At 58.2% G+C, this 25145-nt stretch carries 21 protein-coding genes and 2 pseudogenes; 4 read left to right on the top strand and 19 right to left on the bottom strand.

Annotated elements, in window-relative coordinates; genetic code table 11:
• Positions 1–38 precede the first annotated feature (38 nt).
• The 19 genes and pseudogenes from accD to IPI80_RS09645 form a co-directional block, all read right to left on the bottom strand.
• On the bottom strand, positions 39–911 hold the full coding sequence (gene accD, locus IPI80_RS09735; RefSeq protein WP_413859523.1) for an acetyl-CoA carboxylase, carboxyltransferase subunit beta: 873 nt from the start codon (positions 909–911) through the stop codon (positions 39–41).
• 404 nt (positions 912–1315) lie between these two features.
• Complete coding sequence (locus IPI80_RS09730; RefSeq protein ID WP_413859521.1) at positions 1316–1633, bottom strand: hypothetical protein; 318 nt, start codon at positions 1631–1633, stop codon at positions 1316–1318.
• A 494-nt stretch (positions 1634–2127) separates the two neighbouring features.
• Positions 2128–2956: pseudogene (trpA, locus tag IPI80_RS09725) on the bottom strand (tryptophan synthase subunit alpha).
• Complete coding sequence (trpB, locus tag IPI80_RS09720; protein ID WP_413859519.1) at positions 2953–4263, bottom strand: tryptophan synthase subunit beta; 1311 nt, start codon at positions 4261–4263, stop codon at positions 2953–2955. Before trpB ends, trpA begins: the two are co-directional and overlap by 4 nt.
• A gap of 45 nt (positions 4264–4308) precedes the next feature.
• Positions 4309–5010: a phosphoribosylanthranilate isomerase gene (locus tag IPI80_RS09715; RefSeq protein ID WP_413859517.1), complete on the bottom strand. Its 702-nt coding sequence runs from the start codon at positions 5008–5010 to the stop codon at positions 4309–4311.
• Entirely contained in the window at positions 5007–5789 is a 783-nt protein-coding gene (gene truA, locus IPI80_RS09710; RefSeq protein ID WP_413859515.1) for a tRNA pseudouridine(38-40) synthase TruA, read from the bottom strand. Before truA ends, IPI80_RS09715 begins: the two co-directional genes overlap by 4 nt.
• Before the next feature lie 47 nt (positions 5790–5836).
• The gene (locus IPI80_RS09705) at positions 5837–8449 is read right to left on the bottom strand and encodes a FimV/HubP family polar landmark protein (protein ID WP_413859513.1); all 2613 of its coding nucleotides are present in this window, start codon (positions 8447–8449) and stop codon (positions 5837–5839) included.
• Positions 8450–8688: 239 nt separating this feature from the next.
• A complete protein-coding gene (gene asd, locus IPI80_RS09700) occupies positions 8689–9825 on the bottom strand; it encodes an aspartate-semialdehyde dehydrogenase (protein ID WP_413859511.1) in 1137 nt (378 codons plus the stop codon).
• Positions 9826–10070: 245 nt separating this feature from the next.
• A complete protein-coding gene (gene leuB, locus IPI80_RS09695; RefSeq protein WP_413859509.1) occupies positions 10071–11153 on the bottom strand; it encodes a 3-isopropylmalate dehydrogenase in 1083 nt (360 codons plus the stop codon).
• 6 nt (positions 11154–11159) lie between these two features.
• The gene (leuD, locus tag IPI80_RS09690; protein ID WP_413859507.1) at positions 11160–11810 is read right to left on the bottom strand and encodes a 3-isopropylmalate dehydratase small subunit; all 651 of its coding nucleotides are present in this window, start codon (positions 11808–11810) and stop codon (positions 11160–11162) included.
• Positions 11807–11935: an entericidin A/B family lipoprotein gene (locus IPI80_RS09685; RefSeq protein ID WP_413859505.1), complete on the bottom strand. Its 129-nt coding sequence runs from the start codon at positions 11933–11935 to the stop codon at positions 11807–11809. Before IPI80_RS09685 ends, leuD begins: the two co-directional genes overlap by 4 nt.
• 25 nt (positions 11936–11960) lie before the next feature.
• Positions 11961–13409: a 3-isopropylmalate dehydratase large subunit gene (gene leuC, locus IPI80_RS09680; protein WP_413859503.1), complete on the bottom strand. Its 1449-nt coding sequence runs from the start codon at positions 13407–13409 to the stop codon at positions 11961–11963.
• A 111-nt stretch (positions 13410–13520) separates the two neighbouring features.
• Complete coding sequence (gltA, locus tag IPI80_RS09675; protein ID WP_413859501.1) at positions 13521–14831, bottom strand: citrate synthase; 1311 nt, start codon at positions 14829–14831, stop codon at positions 13521–13523.
• A gap of 10 nt (positions 14832–14841) precedes the next feature.
• On the bottom strand, positions 14842–15126 hold the full coding sequence (locus IPI80_RS09670) for a succinate dehydrogenase assembly factor 2 (protein WP_413859499.1): 285 nt from the start codon (positions 15124–15126) through the stop codon (positions 14842–14844).
• 12 nt (positions 15127–15138) lie between these two features.
• Positions 15139–15843 carry a succinate dehydrogenase iron-sulfur subunit gene (locus IPI80_RS09665; protein ID WP_413859497.1) on the bottom strand — a complete coding sequence of 235 codons (705 nt, stop codon included), beginning with the start codon at positions 15841–15843 and terminating at the stop codon, positions 15139–15141.
• A 55-nt stretch (positions 15844–15898) separates the two neighbouring features.
• A complete protein-coding gene (gene sdhA / locus IPI80_RS09660; protein ID WP_413859495.1) occupies positions 15899–17707 on the bottom strand; it encodes a succinate dehydrogenase flavoprotein subunit in 1809 nt (602 codons plus the stop codon).
• A 36-nt stretch (positions 17708–17743) separates the two neighbouring features.
• Complete coding sequence (gene sdhD / locus IPI80_RS09655) at positions 17744–18109, bottom strand: succinate dehydrogenase, hydrophobic membrane anchor protein (RefSeq protein WP_413859493.1); 366 nt, start codon at positions 18107–18109, stop codon at positions 17744–17746.
• A gap of 42 nt (positions 18110–18151) precedes the next feature.
• A complete protein-coding gene (gene sdhC / locus IPI80_RS09650) occupies positions 18152–18595 on the bottom strand; it encodes a succinate dehydrogenase, cytochrome b556 subunit (RefSeq protein ID WP_413859491.1) in 444 nt (147 codons plus the stop codon).
• Positions 18596–18698: 103 nt separating this feature from the next.
• A complete protein-coding gene (locus IPI80_RS09645; RefSeq protein WP_413859489.1) occupies positions 18699–19505 on the bottom strand; it encodes a GntR family transcriptional regulator in 807 nt (268 codons plus the stop codon).
• Between the two features lie 190 nt (positions 19506–19695).
• Here IPI80_RS09645 and IPI80_RS09640 point away from each other — a divergent pair, with 190 nt between their 5' ends.
• The 4 genes and pseudogenes from IPI80_RS09640 (at position 19696) to IPI80_RS09625 (ending at position 25122) form a co-directional block, all read left to right on the top strand.
• The gene (locus IPI80_RS09640; protein WP_413859487.1) at positions 19696–20685 is read left to right on the top strand and encodes a malate dehydrogenase; all 990 of its coding nucleotides are present in this window, start codon (positions 19696–19698) and stop codon (positions 20683–20685) included.
• Between the two features lie 138 nt (positions 20686–20823).
• A complete protein-coding gene (locus tag IPI80_RS09635; RefSeq protein ID WP_413859485.1) occupies positions 20824–21831 on the top strand; it encodes an HpcH/HpaI aldolase/citrate lyase family protein in 1008 nt (335 codons plus the stop codon).
• Between the two features lie 21 nt (positions 21832–21852).
• Entirely contained in the window at positions 21853–22467 is a 615-nt protein-coding gene (locus IPI80_RS09630; RefSeq protein WP_413859483.1) for a hypothetical protein, read from the top strand.
• 68 nt (positions 22468–22535) lie between these two features.
• Positions 22536–25122: pseudogene (locus tag IPI80_RS09625) on the top strand (bifunctional aconitate hydratase 2/2-methylisocitrate dehydratase).
• Positions 25123–25145 lie beyond the last annotated feature (23 nt).

Below are 25145 nucleotides of genomic sequence, written 5' to 3'. Positions count from 1 at the left end.
ACCTTGCGGGACAGACCTTTAGCGCTGTCCCCAACCGATTAAATGACTGCGTCAGCCGGTTGCCGTTGCAACATGGCCAGCGTGTTGGCCACAGTCTTGCGCAGTTCGCGCCGGTCGCAGATCAAATCGATAGCACCTTTGGTTTGCAGAAATTCTGAACGCTGAAAGCCCTCTGGCAAGGTCACCCGCACCGTAGACTCGATCACGCGCGGGCCGGCAAAGCCAATCAGCGCTTTGGGCTCGGCAATGACCACATCGCCCAAAAAGGCAAAACCGGCGCTCACGCCACCCATGGTGGGGTCGGTCAGCACGCTGATGTAAGGCAGCCCCTTCTTGGCCAGCCGGGTCAGCGCCGCATTGGTCTTGGCCATTTGCATGAGCGAGAGCAAACCCTCTTGCATGCGGGCACCGCCGGTTGCGGTAAAGCACAGGAACGGCACCTTTTGCTCGATGGCGGTCTCTACGCCACGCACAAAGCGCTCGCCCACCACAGAACCCATGCTGCCGCCCATGAAGTCAAACTCAAAGCAGGCCGCAACCAGGCTGATGCCTTGCACCGCGCCGCCCATCACCACCAGTGCGTCGGTTTCGCCGGTGTTCTCTAGCGCTTCTTTCAGGCGCTCGGGGTACTTGCGGCTGTCTTTAAACTTGAGAGGGTCCACGGGTAGCACTTCCTGGCCAATTTCGAAGCGACCTTCGTTGTCCAGAAACACGTTGAGCCGTGCGCGGGCACCGATGCGGTGGTGGTGGCTGCAGTTGGGGCACACGTTCTGGTTTTGCTCCAGATCGGCCTTGTAAAGCACGGATTCGCAACTGGGGCACTTGATCCACAGTCCCTCGGGGATGCTGCGACGGTCAGCGGGGTCGGTTTGCTGAATTTTTGGGGGAAGCAGTTTTTCTAGCCAGCTCATAAGTACGTCTCTCCAGTGCATCGCCCAAGCGGGCTTTCATCAGAATAACGGATTATCCGACATTGCCGCGAGCTATCGTGGCCGCGCCCGAGGCCGCGCTCCGTGCCACCCTACGACGCTGGTCGCTGGCGCGACTACCCTGCGCTGCTCGCGTCCGGCGGGAGGCTCAGAAACTCGCCCTGCGGGCTCAAACATCTGAGCCTCTTTTTCCGCCAGCCGCTGCGCTGCTCGGCAGCGCCCAAGGGTGGCACGGAGCGCAGTCTTGGGCGCTTTGGGCGCTCGTGGCCAACATTTGGGGCCACCAGGCCCCTACATACGACCCAAAGCCGAAATCTGATGTTGCGGGTCTGAGTGTGCCGACCTGTTTTGCCTATTCCAGCCGGCAGCTATGGCGGTCTGGTTTACTAAATACGCTTGTATTTGCCCGCTGCGTAAAGATAGGGGTGTTCATCACCACACCAGGTTTCGCTTTGAAAAATGGTTGCACCATTTTTGCCGAACTTAACTTTCAGGGAGCACCCCGATCCTTCGGAATACGTAAGTTGATTATTTTTTAGCTTTGCCCAGAACTGAATTCCATCAATTCGGGCGTTCATGCATTCCTTTGACGACGGACAATAGGCTGTGGCTATAGCTACGCTGAATTCCCCATCGCGTGCTTTCTCAATGCAGAAGCGATTCATGGCCCCGCCAAAATCAGGCTGAGCTTCGTAGTAACCCATGATCTCTCCAGCGCTCGTAAGAGTAGGAAGTAAGCAGACAAAAAAAGCGAGCCGTATCAGAGAATCAACAGGTATAGCGCAATTTGGACCGGATTTCCATGCGGATACCTGGTTAAGACGGTAGTTAATTTGGTTGTAGCCCTCGCAGGCGTGGACTGCTCACTCAAAATAGCAATAGACTCCGCAGCGGACTCGTGTGGTGTCGTGACAGAAGCTTACTCATTTGCATTTGCTATGGCTCACATTTTTCCCGCAACTGTATTGGGTTCTATCCGCTCGCCAACCACCTCAGCCGATCCAGCGGTGCGGCGCGGGCGATCCCTTCTGCGTGGCCGAGGCGCGCAAGGCCGATCGGATCAGGGCTGGCGTTGTTTGAGCCCGCAGGGCGAGTTTAGCCAGACCCCGATGGGCCTGAGCACCACAGGGCAGCCCGCAGGGCCCACGCAATAGGGTCGCCCGTGCTGTGCCGCTGGGTCGGCAGCGCGCACCACCAATCACCCCGCGTCCAGCGCCCCCCGAATCTCGCTCAAAAAGTTTTGCGCCACAGCCGACACCTTGTCTCGCGGCGCGTTCTCCAGCAACTGGATGATCTTGCTGCCGATCACCACCGCATCGGCCACGCGCGAAATGGTGCGGGCCGTAGCCGCATCGCGGATGCCAAAGCCCACGCCCACCGGGGTGCTGATGTGCTGGCGAATCTTGGGGCAGCATCGCCTCCACCGCGCCCACATCCAGCGCGCCGGAGCCGGTTACGCCCTTGAGCGACACGTAGTACACATAGCCGCTGGCAACACGCGCCACTTGCTGCATGCGTTCGTCCGTGCTGGTGGGGGCCAGCAAAAAGATCAGGTCCATGCCGTGGGCGCGCAGGTCGGCGGCGAAGGCTTCGCACTCTTCGGGTGGGTAGTCCACGATGAGTATGCCGTCCACGCCGGCAGCAGCAGCGTCCTGCACGAAGGCGCTGCCTTTTCCGCTGGATGCGGTGTGCTTTTGGTCATAGCGCTCCACCGGGTTGGCGTAGCCCATCAGCACGACGGGCGTTGTGGTGTTGGTCTTGCGGAATTCCCGCACCATGGCCAACACCTGCACCAGACCGATGCCAAAAGCCAGGGCCTTGTCGCCCGCCTTCTGGATGACCGGGCCGTCGGCGCTGGGGTCGGAGAAGGGAACGCCCAGCTCGATCACATCGGCGCCGCCGGCCACCATGGCGTGCATCAGTTCGGGGGTGACGTCGGCAAACGGGTAGCCGGCGGTTACAAAAGGAATCAGCGCTTTGCGGCCCTGGACTTTTAACTGTTCGAAGGTGGTGGCAATGCGGCTCATGCTACTACCTTAATAGCAGTAAACGTAGACTGAACGAGGGCTACAGGTATATTTCCCTTGACTGATTGCCCAGTGCAACTGGGACGACAGAAGAATTCGCCATGGCTCAAGTCGGCTACGGTACCAATGTCTTTGTCACCACGGCCCGAGAGGTTGATCAGAATGCTTTGGTCGGTACGCATGGTTTTGGCCAGCTTCATGCCATAGGCAACCGCGTGGCTGGATTCCAGCGCAGGGATGATGCCTTCGGTGCGGCACAAATAGTGAAACGCTTCGAGCGCTTCGGCGTCGGTGATGCCCACGTATTCGGCGCGGCCGATGTCTGCCAGAAACGCATGTTCTGGGCCAACACCGGGGTAGTCCAGCCCGGCGCTCACGCTGTGCGTTTCGGTCACCTGGCCGTTGTCGTCCTGCAGCACATAGGTGCGGTTGCCATGTAAGACGCCAGGGCTGCCGCGCTGGATGCTGGCAGAGTGTTTGCCACTGTCCAAGCCTTCGCCTGCGGCTTCTACGCCAATCAATCGGGTTTTTTCGTGTTCAATGTAAGGGTAAAAGATGCCCATGGCGTTTGACCCGCCACCTACGCAGGCCAGTACCACATCAGGTTGCTCCGTCTTGCAGCCAGCGGCGGCCAGCATCTCGGGCATCTGCACCAGGCATTCATTGCCAATCACGCTCTGGAAGTCACGCACCATCATGGGGTAGGGGTGCGGGCCGGCCACGGTGCCGATGATGTAGAAAGTGTTGTCCACATTGGCGACCCAGTCGCGCATGGCCTCGTTCAGGGCGTCTTTCAGTGTCTTGCTGCCACTTTCCACCGGGACCACGGTGGCACCGAGCAGCTTCATGCGGTACACATTGGGGCTTTGGCGCTTGACATCTTCGCTGCCCATATAGACCACGCATTCCAGGCCGTAGCGGGCGCAGATGGTGGCGGTGGCCACGCCGTGCTGGCCGGCGCCAGTCTCGGCAATGATGCGCGGCTTGCCCATGCGCTTGGCCAGCATGGCCTGGCCGATCACGTTGTTGATCTTGTGGGCACCCGTGTGGTTGAGGTCTTCGCGCTTCAAGAAGATTTGCGCACCACCCATTTCGCGGCTGGTACGGGCCGCGTGGTAGACCGGGGAGGGGCGGCCGACAAAGTGGGCTAGCTCGTATTCAAATTCCCGTAGAAATTCGGGGTCGTGCTGGTATTTGGCGTAGGCGTCTTTTAGTTCATTGATGGCGTGGGTCAGCGTCTCGGAGACAAAGCTGCCGCCGTATTTTCCGAAGTGGCCGGTCGGGTCCGGTTGGTGGTATTCGTACATGGTCGTTTCCTGGGAGGGGACAGACCCGGCACAGCATGCAAGGGTCTAGTCCGCGGGTCTGTGAAATTGTGCATCGGCGGCCCTGACGGCCGCGATGAACTGGTCGATTTTTTCGGGGTCTTTGATGCCCTTTTGGGGCTTGCCCTGGGAGTCCGTGGCTTCCACACCCGAACTCACATCAACTGCCAGCGTCTTACCGCGCAGCCGAAGTTGCGCGATTCCATCGCCCACGTTTGCAGGTGTGAGTCCACCACTCAAGACGAGGTGAGCGTTGACGTTTGGAGGAAGCAGTGACCAATTGAATGCCTTGCCGCCACCGCCAAATCCGTCGACATGGGCGTCGAGCAGGATGGCTTGGGCGTGAGAGTAATCGTTGGCGTATTTTACGAGGTCAAAGGCGGCCGCGCCATCACCCAGCGGAATACGGGCGGCGCGCAGGTAAGGGCGGGCACCGTTTTCTGTTGCCGCTAGGCAATCCTGCGGACTTTCATCACCATGAAATTGGACGATAGCCCTCTTAATTATTGAACATGCAGCTATCACTTCTGTAGCAGTTTCGTTGACGAACAGCAGCACGGGGGTGACGAAGGGGGGTAGACGCCGGGTCAGTTCAGCAGCGCGCGCCAGGCTGACCGCACGCAGACTTTTGGCGTACAGCACAAAGCCAATCGCGTCTGCTCCGGCTGCCACGGCTGCATCCACGTCTTGCTCGCGGGTCAGGCCGCAGATTTTGATTCGGGTTCTCATGGTAGGCCATCATACGCAGCGTTTCGGTCAGGAAGGCCCCATTTCGGGTCATAGCGTGGGCCGAGAAAGTACAGCCCATCGGGAGAAAAGGTGGGAGCAGCGACACGGCGGTCGCGTGCAAGCAGTACGTCGCTCATCCAGCTGACAGGCTTCTTGCCTTGGCCAATGAATACGAGGCAACCCATGATGTTGCGAATCATGTGGTGCAAAAAGGCGTTGGCTTCAAATTCGATGCGCCAGTAAGCCCCCCGTTTGCTCATGCTGATTTCCATCAGATGTTTGACCGGAGTTAGAGCCTGGCACTGTGATGCCCGAAAAGACGAAAAGTCGTGTTCACCCAGCAGCAGGTCGGCCGCTTGCTGCATGGCGTGCCCGTCCAGACTGCGGAACGCCCAGCCTACGCGTCCATGGTCCACGCTGGGGCGGATGGGGGATTCGTACAGCACATAGGCGTAGCGACGCGATGTAGCACACGCGCGGCAATGGAAAGCATCGGGTGTTGACACGGCCCATTGCACGGCGATATCACGCGGCAGATTGGCGTTGGTCCCGCGAACCCAGGAGTGCATGTCCCTCTCAAGCCCGGTGTCGAAATGCACGACCTGCATGATGCCGTGTACACCAGAGTCGGTTCGGCCAGCGCACAGGGTGCTCACCCGTTGGGCCGCGAACTTGCCGAGCGCTTTTTCCAGCTTGTCTTGGATGGTCAGGCCCGAGGTCTGGCTTTGCCAGCCCTGGTAGGCCTGTCCGTTGTAGCTGATGCCCAGTGCAACCCTCACGGCGCGGTCAAACTTGCATCACACGCTAAATGCACTGGGAGTGGAAATCAGCTCAGGTTGGCCAGTGCCCGTTGGGCTTTGGCGCGCATATCACCCGTGGCTTCCGCTACCACTTCTTCAATCAGCGCGCGGGCGCCGTCTTCGTCACCGATGGAAACAAACTCATCGGCTAGTGCCAACTTGGTTTCCAAGGGGTCTTCGCTGGTGCTGTCAGGCGCTTCAGTAGTTGCCTCGTCTGCAGCGGGGCCGTCCAGATCCAGGGACAATGAACCCAAGTCGAACTCCAGCATTCCGGAATCGCTTGCCGCTGCGGCTGGTGGCGTCACCGCCGCAACCGGCATCGGTGTGGTGGCATTGAATTCAGGCAGTGGGGTGTGGCCTTCGTCTGAAAGGTTAAGTCCTTCCATGGACAGTTCAGGGACGGCTGATGCCTCAAAGACGGGTGTTGGAGTAGGTTCGTGCAGCGGGGCGGCGCCGGAAACGTCAAAGTCCATGTCCAGTGGTTCATGGGCCTCAACGGCGTTCATCTTGACCGTTTCTACAGCCGTCTGGGTGAAAGTGTCTGGAGTAACCGAGCTGATGGCGCTGCTTGGGGCCTCGTCCAGCGAGAAGTCCAGGTCCAGATCGAGGTCAACACCAGATACGGAGTCGGTCATTTCTGCATGTGCCGACTGAGGCATGGTGCTGGAACCAAAAGCCGCGTTGTCACTGTTTGCCACGTCGCCAATCGACGAGTTGGGCGTTCCGCCCGGCTGATACAGTGGATTGGCCGGGTCAAAGGCAAGCCCCATTTCACAGATGCGGTTCCACTCTGGGGCAGTATTGCCAGTCAGTTGGTAGGCCTGTGTGGCGGTTGCCTCAAAGCTCCTTGCATCACGACGCTTGGCGAATATCTCTAGCAGCTTGGTGTGGATTGCCAGGCGACCTGGGTTGGTGCGCACAGCTTCCTGCAGAATTTCTTCGGCTTGCACGTCGCGACCGTAGGCCAAGTACACATCGGCTTCGGCAACCGGGTCAACATCATCTGCCGCATCCAATTGGCTGGCGGAGTACACCATGGACGAGCCGGTGGCGTTGCCGCTGTCGTTGTTGGTATCCACCCGTTGGCCACCACTGGCGCCAAAGAAGGAGTCCGGCTGCAGGCGGCTCTCCAGGAAGGAGCTGTCCATTTGGGACTGGCTCTTCTTGCTCTGACGGGCGCGCCAGAAGGCAAAACCACCCAGCAAAGCAATCAGGGCACCAGCGCCATACGGCAGCATGGGATTTTCCAGCAACTCGTCAACGAATCCGGTTGGCTCCACGGGTTGCGGTGCTGGCACTGGCGCTACCACTGTGGGTTTGATTGGTTCGGGTACCGCAGTGGAAGCCGGGGCAGAGACAGGCGCGACCACGGCTGCAGAAGCAGCGGACGATGCGGGTGCGGAGGCAGCAACAATGGATGGTTCAGGCGCTGCCACTGCAACCGGCAGGGTAGGTGCGGGAGTACTGGGGGCTGCTTTGGGCTGAGACGCAGCCGCGACTGGAGTCGGTGCGGTCGCAGAAGCGGCAACGTCTGTAGTGCCCAGTTTCTTCAAATCGCTGATGTTCTTGGAAATTTCCGCAGCACGTCCCGCTGCTTCTTTCTCGCCACGCTCCTTGGCTATCGTGGCCGCGTTGGCCTTGGCCTGAACGGACCCTTTGGACAGTGTCAACTTGTCTGGAGTGGCAGCGGCAGCCTTTTTGTCTTCGACCTTGGAGTCAATGGTGCCGCTGGTTTTACGACTGGCGGTGCCTACATCTGCAACTGGCGCATTGCTCGCCAGGTTACGGCGGAATGCATTGAAATCCTTGCTCTGGGCAATGACGGTTTGCGTAGCCTCAGACTCCGAAACGGCTTGTGCCTGATCTGCCGTGGGGACGTCCATGACCGCGCCGGAACGGACGCGGTTGATGTTGTTGTGGATGAATGCATCGGGGTTGGCCCGCAGAAGCGCAACCAGCATCTGGTCCAATGAAACGCCGGCTGGCCGCATATTGGCAGCAATCTTGCCGGCCGTGTCTCCTGGTTTGACAACGACACGCTTGGCGTCGTCCGCAGACGCACTGCTTGTCGGGGATTTGGCGGGTGTGGCGGTTACGGCGGGGCGAGGTGTTGCCGTGGGGCGTGTTGGCGCTTCGGCGGCAGAAGGTGCAGGCGCCCTAACAGACGACGGCGCTGTCGTAATTTGGGCCAGTGTGGGTGCTGGCGTTGCGGGTCTGCGCAGCACCGGCGGGTCAAACAACATGGTGTAGTCCCGCAGAATGCGTCCGGACGACCAGCTGACCTCCATGATCATGTCGACAAAGGGGTCGTTAATGGGGCGGTCGCTGCTGAGACGAAGGTACGCGCGGCCATCAGGGCGCCGTTGCAGGCTAGCCTGCAGATTAGCGATGGCCGAGTTGTATTCCAGCCCGGCACTGGCGAAGGATTGCGGCGATGCGATTTTTGCATTCAGCGAGGACGCTTCCTCGGCATTGATGTCGGGTATTTCAATTTCCGCACGCAAAGGCTCTCCCAGCGCGGACTGAACCGTGATGCGGCCTAGCGACAACGCCCAAGCTCCCGTGGTAGACAGGCCTAGTAGCGCAATGGCCGCAGCCGCAATAGCGGTCTTTTGCCAACGATGTGACTTTGCAATCAATTTATATGCCTCCGGTGCAGCTCGCGGGAGCAGCAATGACTATGCTTTATTGCGGTCCAAAAGCCCGACACTAAAAACGTAAAAAGTACCTTAACATCAATGTCTTAGCCTGACAAGCTAAGAAAGCTTTTAACTTTGAGTGGCTCCCCTGCTTGACAGGGTCTGCTATGGTTTTTGTTGCCATTCGACAACGACAAGGGACCCATCCATATCGATAGTTCCCTGTAATTGGTTGTGAATTACGCGGATAGCAATATTCGTAGCATACGACGCAATGGCTCTGCGGCTCCCCACAGCAATTGGTCACCAATGGTGAAGGCACCCACGTATTGTGGTCCCATCGCCAACTTGCGCACGCGGCCCACGGGAATGGTCATGGTGCCAGTGACGGCCACGGGTGTCAGGTCGCGGATGGTGGCTTCACGGGTGTTAGGCACGACTTTGACCCACTCGTTGTCAGCCGCAATCATGGCTTCCAGATCGGCCACGGGGACGTCCTTGTTCAGCTTGAAGGTCAGTGCCTGGCTGTGACAACGCATGGCGCCCACGCGCACGCAGAAGCCATCCACAGGGATGGCAGCGGAGCTGAAGCCTTCGCCCAAGCCCATGATCTTGTTGGTTTCAGCCATGCCTTTCCATTCTTCCTTGGACTGACCATTACCTAGATCTTTGTCAATCCAAGGAATGAGTGAGCCGCCCAGTGGCACGCCAAAGTTGGTGGTTTCGGCAGAAGTGAGTGCGCGCTGCTTGGCAATAACCTTGCGGTCGATTTCCAGGATGGCACTCTTGGGGTCGTCCAGCAGGGCTTGGACTTCGGCGTTAAGTGTGCCGTATTGCGTGAGTAGTTCACGCATGTGCTGCGCGCCACCGCCGCTCGCAGCCTGGTATGTCTGGGTGGTCATCCATTCAACCAGACCCGCTTTGTATAACGCGCTCACGCCCATCAACATACAACTCACGGTGCAGTTGCCACCCACCCAGTTTTTGCCGCCGTTGGACAGAGCGTTCTGAATGACCGGCATGTTGACCGGGTCCAGGATGATCACGGCGTCTTTTTCCATGCGCAGGGTGGAGGCTGCGTCAATCCAATGGCCATTCCAGCCAGCGGCACGCAGCTTGGGAAAGACTTCGGAGGTGTAGTCGCCACCCTGTGCACTGATGATGATGTCGCAGCGCTTTAGAGCGTCAATGTTGAACGCGTCTTGCAGCGTGGTTTCGTTTTTGGCTTGTGCGGGTGCCTTGCCACCGGCGTTCGATGTTGAGAAGAACACCGGCTCAATCAGCGCAAAATCGCCTTCGGTCTGCATGCGGTCCATCAAAACCGAGCCAACCATACCGCGCCAGCCGACCAGGCCTACCAGATTGCCAACTTTCATTTGAATACCCTTTCAGATTGTCGAAATGTGTGAATTTCATCTGCCCGGCTCGTCTGGCCGGAAGGGGCACGAACGAGCTGGGCTGTTTAGCCAGTAATGGTCGTCGTTTTGGTTGCCAGGGTAGGTACCAGCACAAAACCCGCACCCAAGGCACCGCAGACCTTGTGGGCCAGAGTGTGCGTGGAGTGGAAGGCTTGCATAGTGGTGATTGTAATGGCTGGAATGACGCGGCAATTACAGGGAAATTACAACGCTTTGATCACCGCGTCGCCCATTTCACGCGTGCTGACGCGGCTGGTACCTTCGCTGTAAATATCGGCAGTACGCAATCCCAGGGCCAACACCTTCTGCACTGCGGCTTCAATGCGCTGCGCCGCCTCTTCCTGGTTCAGGCTAAAGCGCAACATCATGGCGGCACTCAGGATGGTGGCCAGCGGGTTGGCAATACCTTTTCCCGCGATGTCGGGTGCGCTACCGTGGCTGGGCTCGTACAGTCCTTGGTTGTTGGCGTTCAGGCTGGCCGACGGCAACATGCCGATCGAGCCAGTGAGCATGGAGGCTTCGTCGGAGAGTATGTCGCCAAACATGTTGCCGGTAACGACAACGTCAAAACGCTTGGGTTCTCTCACCAATTGCATCGCCGCGTTGTCGACGTACATGTGGTCCAGCGCTACATCGGCGTACTGCTGGCCGACCTCGGTTACTACATCTTTCCAGAACTGAAAGGTTTCCAGTACGTTGGCCTTGTCCACGCTGGTAACGCGCCCTTCTTTGCCCATTGCTTTGCGCTTGCGCGCCGCCTGGAACGCCACGTGGGCGATGCGCTCGATCTCGGGTTTGCTGTAGCGCATGGTGTCAAACGCTTCTTCGACACCGGGGAAGTGACCATCGGTAGCAATGCGGCGGCCGCGTGGTTGTCCAAAGTAGATGTCGCCCGTCAGTTCACGAATGATCAAAATGTCCAGTCCGGAAATCAGTTCGGGTTTGAGGCTGGAGGCACCCACCAATTGCTCGTAGCAGATGGCGGGGCGAAAGTTGGCAAACAAGCCCAGATTCTTGCGCAGGCCCAGAATGGCCTGCTCGGGGCGCAGGGGGCGGTCCAACTTGTCATACTTCCAATCGCCCACCGCGCCGAACAGGATGGCGTCAGCATCCTTGGCGAGCTTGAGCGTGGATTCGGGAAGCGGGTGACCGTGGGCTTCGTACGCGGCGCCGCCCACCAGGGCCGTTTCCATTTCCAGGGGCAAGCCCAGTACGTTCAAAACCTTGACGGCCTCGGCCACAATTTCGGTGCCGATGCCGTCGCCCGGCAATACTGCAATTTTCATAGCATCCTAGTTAATCATTTCGCGGGCTAACCACGGTTTTTGTGTAAGGCGTTGGGTTTCAAAAGCCTTGATCTTGTCGGCATGGCGCAGGGTCAGGCCAATGTCGTCAAAGCCGTTGAGCAGGCAGTATTTACGAAAGGCCTGCACATCAAACGCGATCTCTTCGCCTTGGGGTTTGACGATGACCTGGCGCTCCAGATCAATGGTGAGTTGGTAGCCAGGAAACGCCAGCGCTTCATTGAACAGCTGATCTACCTGAGATTCGCTGAGCACGATGGGTAACAGCCCATTTTTGAAGCTGTTGTTGAAGAAGATGTCGGCGTAGCTGGGCGCAATGATGGCGCGAAAGCCGTACTGGTCCAGCGCCCAGGGCGCATGCTCGCGCGAGGAGCCGCAGCCAAAGTTCTTGCGTGCCAGCAAAATGGAAGCACCCTGGTAGCGCGGCTGGTTCAGCACAAAATCGGGATTAGGCTTGCGGCTTGCGGGATCCTGGCCGGGAAAGCCGGCATCCAGATACCGCCATGCGTCAAACAGGTTCTGGCCAAATCCGGTGCGCCGGATGGATTTGAGAAATTGCTTGGGGATGATGGCATCCGTGTCCACGTTCTCGCGGTCCATGGGTGCCACCAGTCCTTGGTGGGTGGTGAACGCTTTCATTTTTTGGCGGCACCTTCAATTTTTTCACCGGCCTTTTGGATGTCCTGGCCCACGCCTTTGACCGTGTTGCAGGCGCTAAGCAGGAAAACAGTGGAGACAATCAACAGGGTAATCAGATTTTTCATGGTGTAACTTCCTTGAAATGCAGGTTTAACTGAATTTGCGCACGTCGACAAAATGGCCGTGGATGGCTGCCGCTGCTGCCATGGCGGGGCTAACCAGATGTGTGCGTCCACCCGCACCTTGGCGACCTTCAAAATTGCGGTTGCTGGTGGAAGCGCAACGCTCGCCTGGGTCAAGGCGGTCGGCGTTCATGGCCAGACACATGGAGCAACCAGGCTCGCGCCATTCAAAGCCGGCAGCCTTGAAGATTTCGTGCAGGCCTTCGGCCTCGGCCTGCGCTTTGACTAACCCGGAGCCGGGGACCACCAAGGCCAGTTTGATGTTCTTCGCAACCTTTTGGCCAAGTGTCTTCACCATGGCAGCCGCTTCACGCATGTCTTCGATGCGGCTGTTGGTGCAGGATCCAATGAACACTTTGTCCACAAACAGGTCGTTCAGGGGCTTGCCGGGTTGCAGACCCATGTAGGTCAGTGCACGCTCAATGGCGCTACGCTTGTTGGCGTCTTTTTCCTTATCCGGATCGGGGACGCAGCCATCAATGCCCAGTACCATTTCTGGTGATGTTCCCCACGTGACTTGGGGCACGATCTGGGAAGCGTCCAGTTCGACAACGGTGTCAAACTGCGCATCACCATCGGAATGCAGGGTGCGCCAGTAAGTCACGGCCTGATCCCATTCCACAGCGGCGGCAGTGGCAGTGGCTGCTGCGTGACCGGGTGCCAAGGGGCGGCCCTTGACATAGTCGATGGTTTTCTCGTCCACCGCCACCAAGCCGGCGCGGGCACCCGCCTCAATGGCCATGTTGCAGACGGTCATACGGCCTTCCATGCTGAGCGCGCGGATGGCGGAGCCACCAAACTCGATGGTGTAGCCGGTACCGCCGGCAGTGCCAATCTTGCCGATGATGGCCAGCACGATATCTTTGGCGGTCACTCCGCGTGCGGTGGTGCCATCAACACGGACCAGCATGTTCTTGGCCTTTTTTGCCAATAAAGTCTGGGTGGCCATGACATGCTCAACTTCACTGGTGCCAATGCCGTGCGCTAAAGCGCCAAAGGCACCGTGGGTAGAGGTGTGGGAGTCACCACAGACGACTGTCATTCCCGGTAACGTGGCGCCATTCTCGGGCCCAATCACATGCACGATGCCCTGGCGTTGGGAAAGAAAGGGGAAGTACGCAGCTGCGCCAAACTCAGCGATATTGCTGTCCAGTGTGGTGACTTGTTCTTTGCTGGTAGGGTCGGTGATGCCGTCGTAGCCAAGGTCCCAGCCGGTTGTTGGCGTGTTGTGGTCGGCGGTCGCCACGATGGAGCTGACGCGCCAGACCTTGCGCCCAGCTTGGCGTAGGCCCTCAAAAGCTTGAGGGCTGGTGACTTCATGCACCAGGTGCCGATCGATGTAGAGCACGGCCGTGCCGTCTTCTTCGGTGTGGACGACGTGTTCGTCCCAGAGCTTGTCGTAGAGTGTGCGTCCCATTGGGGTATTTCCTTGCCAATCTTCAATTTTATGCGCCAGAGGATTTGGGCGCTGTAAGCAAAACACCCGCCGACGTTGCCGTTCGGCGGGCGTTGAAGCGTTTAGTGTGACCTAGCGCTTTGCAATGGGCAGCACGTCACGGCGTACTGATCCGGTGAACAACTGGCGTGGACGGCCAATTTTGTACTCTGGGTCACCGATCATTTCGTTCAGTTGTGCAATCCAGCCCACGGTGCGTGCCAGAGCAAACACGGCGGTGAACAGTCCTACTGGAATGCCGATGGCGCGTTGCACGATGCCGGAGTAGAAGTCGACGTTGGGGTAGAGTTTGCGTGACACAAAGTATTCGTCTTCCAGCGCAATCTTCTCCAAGGCCATGGCCAGCTTGAACAACGGGTCGTTTTCCAGGCCCAAGGCTGCCAGTACTTCCTTGCAGGTTTCTTGCATGAGCTTGGCCCGGGGGTCGTAGTTTTTGTAAACGCGGTGACCAAAACCCATGAGCTTGACACCGGAGTTCTTGTCTTTGACCTGCTCCATGAATTGGCCGACCTTGGAAATGCCACCCATTTTTTGGATGTCTTCGAGCATGTTCAGGCAGGCTTCGTTGGCGCCACCGTGGGCAGGGCCCCACAAGCAGGCAACGCCAGCAGCAATGGCCGCAAACGGGTTGGTGCCTGAGCTACCGCACAGGCGCACGGTCGAGGTGGACGCGTTTTGCTCATGGTCAGCGTGGAGCACAAAAATGCGGTCCAACGCACGTTCGATGACGGGGTTTACCACGTACTCTGCGCAGGGTGTCGCAAACATCATGTGCATGAAGTTGCCGGCGTAGCTCAAATGATTTTTTGGGTACATGAACGGCTGACCAACGCTGTACTTGTAGGCCATGGCCACCAGAGTCGGCATTTTTGCAATCAGGCGTATCGCTGAAATGTCGCGGTGCTCGGGATTGTTGATGTCGGTGCTGTCATGGTAGAAGGCCGACAGGGCACCGACCAGGCCAGTCATGATCGCCATGGGGTGGGCATCCCGGCGGAAGCCACGCAGGAAAAACTGCATTTGCTCATTGACCATGGTGTGATTGGACACTCGCTTGGTGAACTCAGCCTTGCCAGCTGCATTGGGCAGGTTTCCATACAGCAACAAATGGCAGGTTTCCATGAAGTCGCAATTGGTGGCCAATTGTTCAATGGGGTATCCGCGGTACAGCAGCTCACCCTTGTCGCCATCGATGTAAGTGATGGCGGACTGGCAGGCCGCCGTGGACAGGAAGCCCGGGTCATAGGTAAACATGCCGGTTTGGGCATATAACTTGCGGATATCGACGACATCCGGGCCAACGCTGCCTTGGTAAACCGGCAATTCGACGCTAGGGCTGCCATTGCTGAATGACAGGGTGGCTTTGTTGTCAGCTAACTTCATTTTCGACCTTTCAACGGATTTCTCTCAACATACTTACTATTTCAGCCACATCATCACGGACGAGGCCCGGGTTCACTTGCTCCAGTGTCTTGCGCGCCAGATGCAGATCCAGCAAATCGTAATCACTCAGGTCCATCAGCACACCCAGTGCGCCAGCTTGCCGCACGGTCAGTGTCTCGGCGTAGCGCTCGAAAAACCGTTCGATGAAGAGATCGTTTTCCAGCAATCCCCGGCGGCATCGCCATCGGAGCTTGCTCAATCCGCGCTCGTCCAACAGCTGGTTTTCGTCTTGCATGAATGGTGCGCACTAAATGGTTCTGTGAACCATCATTTCCTTGATCTTGCCAATGGCTTTGGTGGGGTTCAAGCCCTTGGGGCAGACATCGACGCAGTTCATGATGCTGTGGCAGCGGAACAGGCGATAGGGGTCTTCCAGGTTGTCCAGACGCGCACCAGTGGCTTCGTCACGGCTGTCCGCCAGAAAGCGGTAGGCTTGCAACAGGCCGGCAGGACCCACGAACTTGTCGGGGTTCCACCAGAAGCTCGGGCAGGCTGTGGAGCAGCTGGCGCACAGAATGCACTCGTACAAACCGTTGAGCTCTTCACGCTCTTCGGGCGACTGCAGGCGCTCTTTCTCGGGCGGCAGGCTGTCGTTGATCAGGTAGGGTTTGATCGAGTTGTATTGCTTGAAGAACTGGGTCATGTCCACGATCAGGTCGCGAATGACCGGCAGGCCGGGCAGGGGTTTGAGAACGATGGTGCCAGTCAGCGTGTTCATGTTGGTCAAGCAGGCCAGGCCGTTCTTGCCATTGATGTTCATGGCGTCGGAGCCGCAAACACCTTCGCGGCAGGAGCGACGGTAGGACAAACCAGGGTCTTGCTCCTTGAGCTTCATCAGGGCGTCCAACAGCATGCGCTCATGGCCGTCGAGTTCTACCTCGATGGTCTGCATGTAGGGCTTGGCGTCCTTATCAGGGTCGTAGCGGTAGATGGAGAAAGTACGTTTCGTCATATTCGGTCTCTCGTAGTCAGTTGAGGACAGAGCTAAAAATCTGTCCTGCAAGGTATCAGAATGTCCGGACCTTGGGGGGGACGCTGTCCACCGTCAGGGGCTTAAGGTTGACGGGCTTGTAATCCAGGCGATTGCCTTTGCTGTACCACAGGGTGTGCTTGAGCCATTCCTTGTCGTTGCGGCCAAGTGGGAAATCGGGGTGGTCGGCATCGTGCTCGTAGTCGTCCACCGTGTGAGCGCCACGGCACTCGGTGCGGGCAGCTGCAGACACCATCGTGGCCTGGGCCACTTCGATCAGGTTGTCAACTTCCAGCGCTTCGATTCGAGCCGTGTTGAAGACCTTGGACTTGTCTTTCAATGTCACACCTGCCAAGCGTTCGCGCAGGGCGGCAACTTTTTTTACACCTTCGTCCATGCTGGCCTGGGTGCGGAACACCCCAGCGTGTTGTTGCATGGTCGAGCGGATGTCACCGGCCAATCCTTGCGAATAGGTTCCTTCAGTCGACTGTTCGAGTTGATTCAGGCGCTCAAGCGTACGGTCAGCCGCATCGGCTGGCAGGGGCTTGTGCTCTTTGTGCTTGTCATTGAATTCAATGATGTGGCGGCCGGCGGCCTTGCCGAATACCAGTAGGTCCAACAGGGAGTTGGTGCCCAGGCGGTTGGCACCGTGCACGCTCACACAGGCGCATTCGCCGACCGCGTACAAACCGTTGACCACCGCGTTGTCGACGCCGTTGGACTGGGTGACGACCTGGCCGTGGATATTGGTCGGCACGCCACCCATCTGGTAGTGGATGGTGGGCACCACGGGAATGGGTTCGCGGGTGATGTCGACGTTGGCGAAGTTGACGCCAATCTCAAACACCGAGGGCAGGCGCTTGTGGATGGTGTCGGCGCCCAGGTGGTCAAGCTTGAGCAGCACGTAGTCCTTGTTCGGTCCGCAACCACGGCCTTCCTTGATTTCCTGGTCCATGGAGCGGGACACGAAGTCGCGCGGGGCCAAGTCTTTCAGGGTGGGTGCATAGCGCTCCATGAAGCGTTCGCCATTGCTGTTGAGCAAAATGGCGCCTTCGCCACGGCAGCCTTCGGTCAGCAGCACGCCCGCGCCGGCCACGCCGGTGGGGTGGAACTGCCAAAACTCCATGTCTTGCAGCGGAATGCCCGCGCGAGCGGCCATACCCAAGCCGTCGCCGGTGTTGATGTAGGCATTGGTGGATGCGGCGAAGATGCGGCCTGCGCCACCGGTGGCCAGCAACACGGTCTTGGCTTCCAGCACATGCAGGTCACCGGTTTCCATTTCCAGCGCGGTCACGCCGACCACGTCGCCTTCGGCGTCGCGGATCAGGTCCAGCGCCATCCATTCGACGAAGAAGTTGGTCTTGGCTTTGACGTTTTGCTGGTACAGCGTGTGCAGCATGGCGTGGCCGGTGCGGTCTGCAGCAGCGCAGGCACGTTGCACAGGCTTTTCGCCGTAGTTGGCGGTGTGGCCACCAAACGGGCGCTGGTAGATGGTGCCGTCCGGGTTGCGGTCAAACGGCATGCCGAAGTGTTCCAGCTCGTAGACCACCTTGGGAGCTTCGCGACACATGAATTCGACCGCATCTTGGTCGCTGAGCCAGTCGCCGCCCTTGATGGTGTCGTAGAAGTGGTAGTGCCAGTTGTCCTCGGACATATTGCCCAGCGAGGCGCTCACGCCGCCTTGGGCTGCCACGGTGTGCGAGCGGGTGGGGAATACTTTGGACAGCGAGGCCACGTTGAGGCCGGCGTTGGAGAGTTCGAGTGCGGCGCGCATGCCGGAGCCGCCGGCGCCGACGATGACGACGTCGAATTTGCGCTTGGTGATATTGGCTTTGGTATAGGTCATGGTGGGTTCAATCGTGTGTGTCGGGTAGTTCTGGGCTTACAGGCGCCACAGGACTTGAATGGCCCAGCCCGCGCAACCCACGAGCCAGACGATAGAAAAAACTTGCAGTGTCAGGCGCACGGACGTGGGTTTGACGTAGTCCATCAGGATTTCGCGCATACCGACCCATGCGTGGTACAGCATGGCGACGATGACGGCGAAAGTGAGAGTTTTCATCCACTGGGCGGAGAAAATTCCAGCCCATTGGTCGTAGCCCAGTGGGCCTTTGGTCAGGAGAACCTGGGCCAACACAACGAAGGTGAAAAGTGCCATCAGCACACCGGTGACGCGTTGTGCCAGCCAATCGCGCAGACCGTAATGTGCGCCAACGACCAGGCGTTTGGTGCCAAAGTTAACAGACATGGGTAGTTCCTGTGAAGATGAGAAAACGGGAAATGCCGGGGCTTAGTAAAGGCCAAACAACTTGGCGCCCAGCACAAGGGTGAGGCCCAAGCTCAACACCAAGACGATTTGCGCGGTTGTTTTGCCTTGTACTTTGCTTACGGTATGAAACATATCCATGCGAATATGGCGCATACCGGCAAAAAAGTGGTGCAGGTAGGCCCAAATAAGGCCCAGAGCCACGATCTTGACCAAAATACCGGGGACAAAACCAAACCCGTTGTGAAATATCGAGGTGAAGCGCGCAAAGGAAAACTCAGAACTCACAGAGGTATCAAACATCCAGATGATGAAAGGCATCAGCAGAAACAGGATCAGGCCGCTGGCGCGGTGCATGCCGGAAACGATGGCTGCCAATGGCCAGCGGTAGCCCGGCAGGTCGTTGAACGCGTTGATGTTGCGGAATTCAGGCCGCTTGGCGCGGACGGGGGGGCTGAGTTCAGACATTGGCGGACTTTCTGTAGGTAACCGTTTGTAATTATTGCGGGTGCAAAAGCAAAATTCTATTGCACTGCAACAGGCTGACATTGGACTTGCATCAAGAACCCCTTCAATTTAATGCATTTCGATAATAGTGATTACTGGTGAGGTACAGGCCACGGCGCAGCTCCATCGGCACATCGTTGTAGGTGTAGGCGATGCGTTCAACGCTCAACAATGGAGTTTGTGGGCTGATTTCTAGCAATTCGCATTGCTCCGCGTCGGGGACAACCGCGCGAATTTTTTCTTCTGCACGCACCATCCGTACGTCAAACTCGGTCTCGAACAGCGCGTACATGGGCCCGTTGTAGTCTCGCAGGCGCTCGGCTGTCAAGCCCTTGAAGGGGGCAGCGGGCAACCAAAGATCTTCCAGTATGGTCGGAACGGCGGCAAACGACAGGACGCGGCGCACCTGCAACGCAGCATCACCGGGGTGCATGGCCAAAGCCCTTGCTACTTCCACCGATGCGCGGGTGCGTTTGCAGTCGATGATGCGGCGCTCTGCCGGGCCTTCATCGCTGGGGTCGCCGTTATCGGGGATGAGCTTGAGAAACCGGTACTGAACATGGCGCTCAGCGTGTGTGGCCACGAACGTGCCTTTGCCCTGACGGCGCACCAGCAGGTTTTCGGCAGCCAACTCATCGATGGCTTTGCGCACGGTGCCCTGGCTGACCTTGAAGCGCGCGGCGAGCTCGATCTCGCTGGGGATGGCGGTGCTGGGTTTCCATTCACCTGCTTGAAGGCTCTGCAGAATCAATACCTTGATCTGCTGGTACAGGGGGCTGAAGGCAGGCGTTGGTTGCAGTGTCGCGGTCCCACTCCCTTCCGCAGCGGGAGCGGATGGGTTGTCATCGTGAAAAGTGGGCGTTACGGACATGAAAAATAGGTTTGAAAGTCAGCTTCGAGTCAGTCTCAATTCGAACGCCAATCATATCTTATATAAGACATAAGACAAATTGACTTCACCGCAAAATCAGGGGTAAACTCGGTCCCATTCTGACGGATTCAACTTCCCCCCGGGTCCCCGGACCATCACCGTTTTTTTATCACTTCCTGGAGTTATCACCATGAGCAAGAAGCCCGTTCGCGTTGCCGTTACTGGAGCAGCCGGTCAAATTGGATACGCCATTCTGTTTCGCATCGCCTCCGGCGAGATGCTGGGCAAGGACCAGCCTGTGGTGTTGAGCCTGTTGGAAGTGCCCGTTGAAAAGGCCCAGCAAGCGCTGCAGGGTGTGATCATGGAATTGCAAGACTGCGCATTCCCCCTGTTGGTGGGCATTGAGGCACACAGCGATCCCATGACCGCATTCAAGGATGTGGACTATGCGCTGCTGATCGGTTCACGCCCTCGCGGCCCTGGAATGGAACGTGCCGAGTTGCTGGCTGTCAACGCTGAAATCTTCACGGCGCAGGGCAAGGCTCTGAATGCTGTAGCAAGCCGCAATGTGCGCGTGCTGGTGGTGGGCAACCCTGCCAATACCAATGCCTGGATCGCCATGAAGAGCGCGCCTGACCTGCCACGCAAGAACTTCACCGCCATGCTGCGTCTGGACCACAACCGCGCGCTGAGCCAGTTGGCCGACAAGACCGGCAAGGCAGTGGCCGACATCGAGAAGATGGCCGTGTGGGGCAACCACTCGCCCACCATGTACGCTGACTACCGGTTTGCTACCGTCAACGGTCAAAGCGTGAAGGACATGATCAACGACGCCGACTGGAATGCCAACACCTTCTTGCCAACCGTAGGTAAGCGTGGCGCAGCCATCATCGCAGCCCGTGGCGTGTCGTCTGCTGCATCCGCTGCCAATGCTGCCATTGACCACATGCGCGATTGGGCCTTGGGTACCAATGGCAAGTGGGTCACCATGGGCATTCCTTCGGATGGCCAGTACGGTATTCCCAAAGACACGATGTTCGGCTTTGCCGTGACCTGCTCGGGTGGCGAATACAAGCTGGTAGAAGGCCTTGACGTGGACGCGTTCTCGCAAGAGCGCATCAATGTCACGCTGAAAGAGCTGCAAGACGAGCAAGCCGGCGTTGCTCACCTGCTGAAATAGGGGCAATTGACCGTGTACAGCGCTGGGCCACCCCGAGCAAGCACATCCTCATCGGGGGGCAGCGCAGTACATGGAATCCCAAGCCTGGGGGCTCAACACCCCCGCAACGTTCTTCTGGGCGCCCAAGGTTCGGCGGGCGTGCTCCCCGTCTGCGACCATTACAGTGGCGTCGAGGCGCGCATGGTCAAAAGCCTGCAATTGCAGGCCGACATGGCGCAAGAGTTCGGCGTCTGTGTTTTTGACGTGACGCTGGACTGTGAAGACGGAGCCCCTGTTGGCGGTGAAAAAGACCAGGCAAATATGGTCGCAGCCCTCGCCAATAGTACACACACAGCTACGCAATTAATAGCAAGTGGTTTGCGCCGACGGGTAGGTGCCCGGCTGCATGCAGTAGACCACCCGGCCTTTAGTGCCGACGTCGACATCGTAGTGGGCGGAGCCGCTCAGGCCTTGAGCTACATCATGGTTCCCAAGGTCGAAACGCTGGCCGATGTACAAACGGCTGTGGCTGCTATCGATGCCGCTGTTCGTCCTGGTCAGCGCACTAGCGAACTGCCTTTGCATGTGTTAATCGAATCCCCGGCAGCTGTGCACCGCGCATTTGAGATTGCGGCCCACCCAAGGGTGCAGTCCCTGAGCTTTGGATTAATGGATTTTGTGTCATCCCATGCGGGCGCGATTCCCCACACGGCCATGGGCGTGCGCGATCAAGCGGATGGCGAAACGCTGGACCAGTTCCACCACCCGTTGGTCGTGCGGGCCAAACTGGACATCGCCAGCGCCTGCCATGCCGCGGGCAAAGTGCCGTCGCACTGCGTGGTGACAGAATTGCGTGACGCCGGCGTCGTTGAGCGTTCGGCACACACGGCGGCGGCATCCTTTGGCTACACCCGGATGTGGAGCATCCATCCGTCCCAGATACGACCCATTCTGCAGGCTTTTACGCCATCAGCGGCAGACGTTGAATTGGCGGCGCGCATCGTAGAGCAGGCCAGCCTTGCCGAATGGGCTCCCATCGCGGTCAATGGCAAGTTACACGACCGTGCCAGTTTTCGATATTTTTGGCACCTGCTGGAGCGGGCCAACCAAACCGGTTGCTTCGTACCGGAGCCTGTGCGTATGTATTTCCCGTCCCGGGGCCATTAGAAAATAGTGAGGTTTATCTCCATGAAAAAACAATCCATATCGGGTTTGCTGCTGTTGGCAGTGGCCTTGGCCGTTCCAGCATTTGCGGCCGGCAAGCCAGCGAACAAGGCAGCCGTCAAAGTAACCGCTGCTGCACCTGCCAAGCCTGTGGAGCCCGAATTGCTGGCGCCGGCGGCCCTGTCGCCCCAGCAAATGGCCATTGCCAGCAACGTACTGGTCGGCAAGATCAATTGCGAATTGGCAGTGGTAGTGACGATGACGAATGACGAGCGTTCGCCAGGGCGTTTCTTCCTGGACATGGGCAGCAAGCACTATGTTTTATTGCCCGTGGTGACCAGCACCGGCGCTGTCCGGCTCGAAGAAGAAGCTAGCGGCGCCGTTTGGCTGCAGCTGGGTAACAAGTCCATGCTAATGAACCAGAAAGAGGGCAAGCGCTTGGCTGATGAGTGCATGAACCCTGACCAATTGCTGGTGGCCCAAGCCATGGAACGCAATCCCCAGCCCGGTTTGTTGGATGCGCCCAAAGACGCCCTGGTGCCAATTGGCGCTGGCGGAGCGGTGCAGGAGTTGGTGCCCAACCCCGATCCAGCGCCCAAGTTGATAGCGAAAGCTAAAACCAAGAAAAAATCAAAATAGATAGCATGCCATGCCCTAGCGACGAGGGCTAGAGAGTGATTTGTGTTGTATAAGAAGGAGTAAATACGATGTTAAAAGCCTACCGTGACCATGTGGCCGAGCGCGCTGCACTGGGTATCCCGCCACTGCCGCTGTCGGCCAAACAAACGGGTGAAGTGATCGAGCTGTTGAAGGCACCACCCGCTGGCGAAGAAGCGTTTTTGGTGGATTTGATCACCCACCGCGTGCCTGCTGGTGTGGACGATGCCGCCAAGGTCAAGGCCAGCTACCTGGCCGCCGTGGCCCATGGCACCGAAAAGTGCGCCCTGATCAGCCGCGCCCGTGCCACCGAACTGCTGGGCACCATGCTGGGCGGCTACAACATCAGCCCCATGGTCGATCTGCTGGACGACGCTGCAGTGGCCAAGGAAGCGGCCGAAGGGTTGAAGAAAACCTTGTTAATGTTCGACCAGTTCCATGACGTGAAGGAAAAAGCCGACAAAGGCAATGCTTTCGCCAAGGCCGTGATCCAGAGCTGGGCCGATGCCGAGTGGTTCACCAGCCGCCCCGAAGTGCCCAAGAGCATCACCGTGAGCATTTTCAAGGTCGCTGGAGAGATCAATACGGACGACTTGTCGCCCGCACCCGACGCCTGGAGCCGTCCGGACATTCCTTTGCATGCCTTGGCCATGCATAAAAATGCCCGTCCCGGAGTGACGCCAGAAGAAGATGGTAAACGCGGCCCGGTCAAGTTCCTGGAAGATCTGCGCGCCAAGGGTAATTTGGTGGCCTACGTGGGTGATGTGGTGGGCACGGGCTCAAGTCGTAAATCTGCCACCAACTCGGTGTTGTGGTTCACCGGAGAGGACATTCCGTTTGTGCCCAACAAGCGCTTTGGTGGTGTCTGTCTGGGCGGCAAAATTGCCCCCATTTTCTACAACACCATGGAAGATTCGGGTGCATTGCCGATCGAGTTGGACGTGAGTCAAATGGCGATGGGTGATGTGGTGGAACTGCGTCCTTATGAAGGCAAAGCATTCAAGGACGGTAAAGAAATCGCTTCCTTCGAAGTCAAGAGCGAAGTGCTGTTTGACGAAGTACGCGCCGGCGGCCGTATTCCACTGATCATCGGTCGTGGATTGACCGCCAAGGCGCGCGAAGCTCTGGGCCTCAAGCCCTCCACGCTGTTCCGCCTGCCGACCAACCCGGTTGACACCAAGAAGGGTTTCAGCCTGGCACAGAAGATGGTCGGACGTGCCTGCGGTCTGCCCGAAGGCCAGGGCGTGCGCCCGGGAACCTACTGTGAACCCAAGATGACCTCGGTGGGTTCGCAAGACACCACCGGCCCGATGACCCGCGACGAACTGAAAGACCTGGCCTGCCTGGGCTTTAGCGCCGATTTGGTGATGCAATCTTTCTGCCACACAGCCGCTTACCCCAAGCCAGTGGACGTGAAGATGCACCACGAACTACCTGAGTTCATTAGCAACCGGGGCGGTATTTCGTTGCGCCCTGGTGACGGCGTGATCCATAGCTGGCTCAACCGTTTGCTGTTGCCGGATACGGTCGGTACCGGAGGTGACAGCCACACCCGTTTCCCCATTGGCATCAGCTTCCCTGCCGGCTCCGGTTTGGTGGCCTTTGCAGCCGCTACGGGTGTCATGCCTTTGGATATGCCTGAGTCAGTCTTGGTGCGCTTCAAAGGCAAGATGCAAAATGGCGTGACCCTGCGTGACCTGGTCAACGCGATTCCGCTGTACGCCATTAAGGCAGGTTTGCTGACGGTGGAGAAGAAGGGCAAGAAGAACATTTTCTCTGGTCGTATCTTGGAGATAGAAGGCTTGCCAGATCTCAAGGTTGAGCAGGCGTTTGAGCTGTCCGATGCATCCGCCGAACGCTCTGCCGCCGGTTGTACCGTGCACCTGAACAAGGAACCCATTCATCGAATACATCAACAGCAACATCACCATGATGAAGTGGATGATTGCCAATGGCTATTCCGATGCCCGCACGCTGGCCCGCCGCATTGCGGCACAGGAAGCCTGGCTGAAGAAGCCTGATTTGCTCAAGGGCGATGCCGACGCCGACTACGCCGCCGTGATTGAGATCGACTTGGCTGACATCCACGAGCCTATCGTCGCCTGCCCCAATGATCCGGACGACGTGAAGACCCTGTCAGAAGTCGCTGGTGCCAAGATCGATGAAGTATTCATTGGTTCCTGTATGACCAACATCGGCCACTTCCGTGCAGCGTCCAAGCTGTTGGAAAACAAGCGTGATATTCCAGTGAAGCTGTGGGTGGCACCTCCGACCAAGATGGATGCCCGCCAATTGTCTGAAGAAGGCCATTATGGTGTGTTGGGCAGCGCCGGTGCGCGTATGGAAATGCCAGGCTGCAGCCTGTGTATGGGCAACCAGGCGCAGGTGAAAGAGGGCGCTACGGTGTTCTCTACCTCCACCCGCAACTTTCCCAATCGTCTGGGCAAGAACAGCAATGTGTACTTGGGCTCGGCCGAATTGGCTGCCATCTGCTCCAAGCTGGGCCGTATTCCCACCAAGGCCGAGTACCTGGCGGATATGGGTGTGCTCACGGCTGCCAGTGACACCGTGTACCAGTACCTGAACTTTGACAAGATCAGCGACTACACCGAGTCCGCAGCGACCGTTCAAGCCTGACCGCAGGCACTTCGGTTCTGAAC

The sequence above is a fragment of the Candidatus Aalborgicola defluviihabitans genome (assembly GCF_016705985.1).
Lineage (GTDB): Bacteria > Pseudomonadota > Gammaproteobacteria > Burkholderiales > Burkholderiaceae_C > Allorhodoferax > Allorhodoferax defluviihabitans.
Note: the sequence above shows the minus strand (reverse complement) of the source record. Positions and strands in the feature narration are given on the sequence as shown.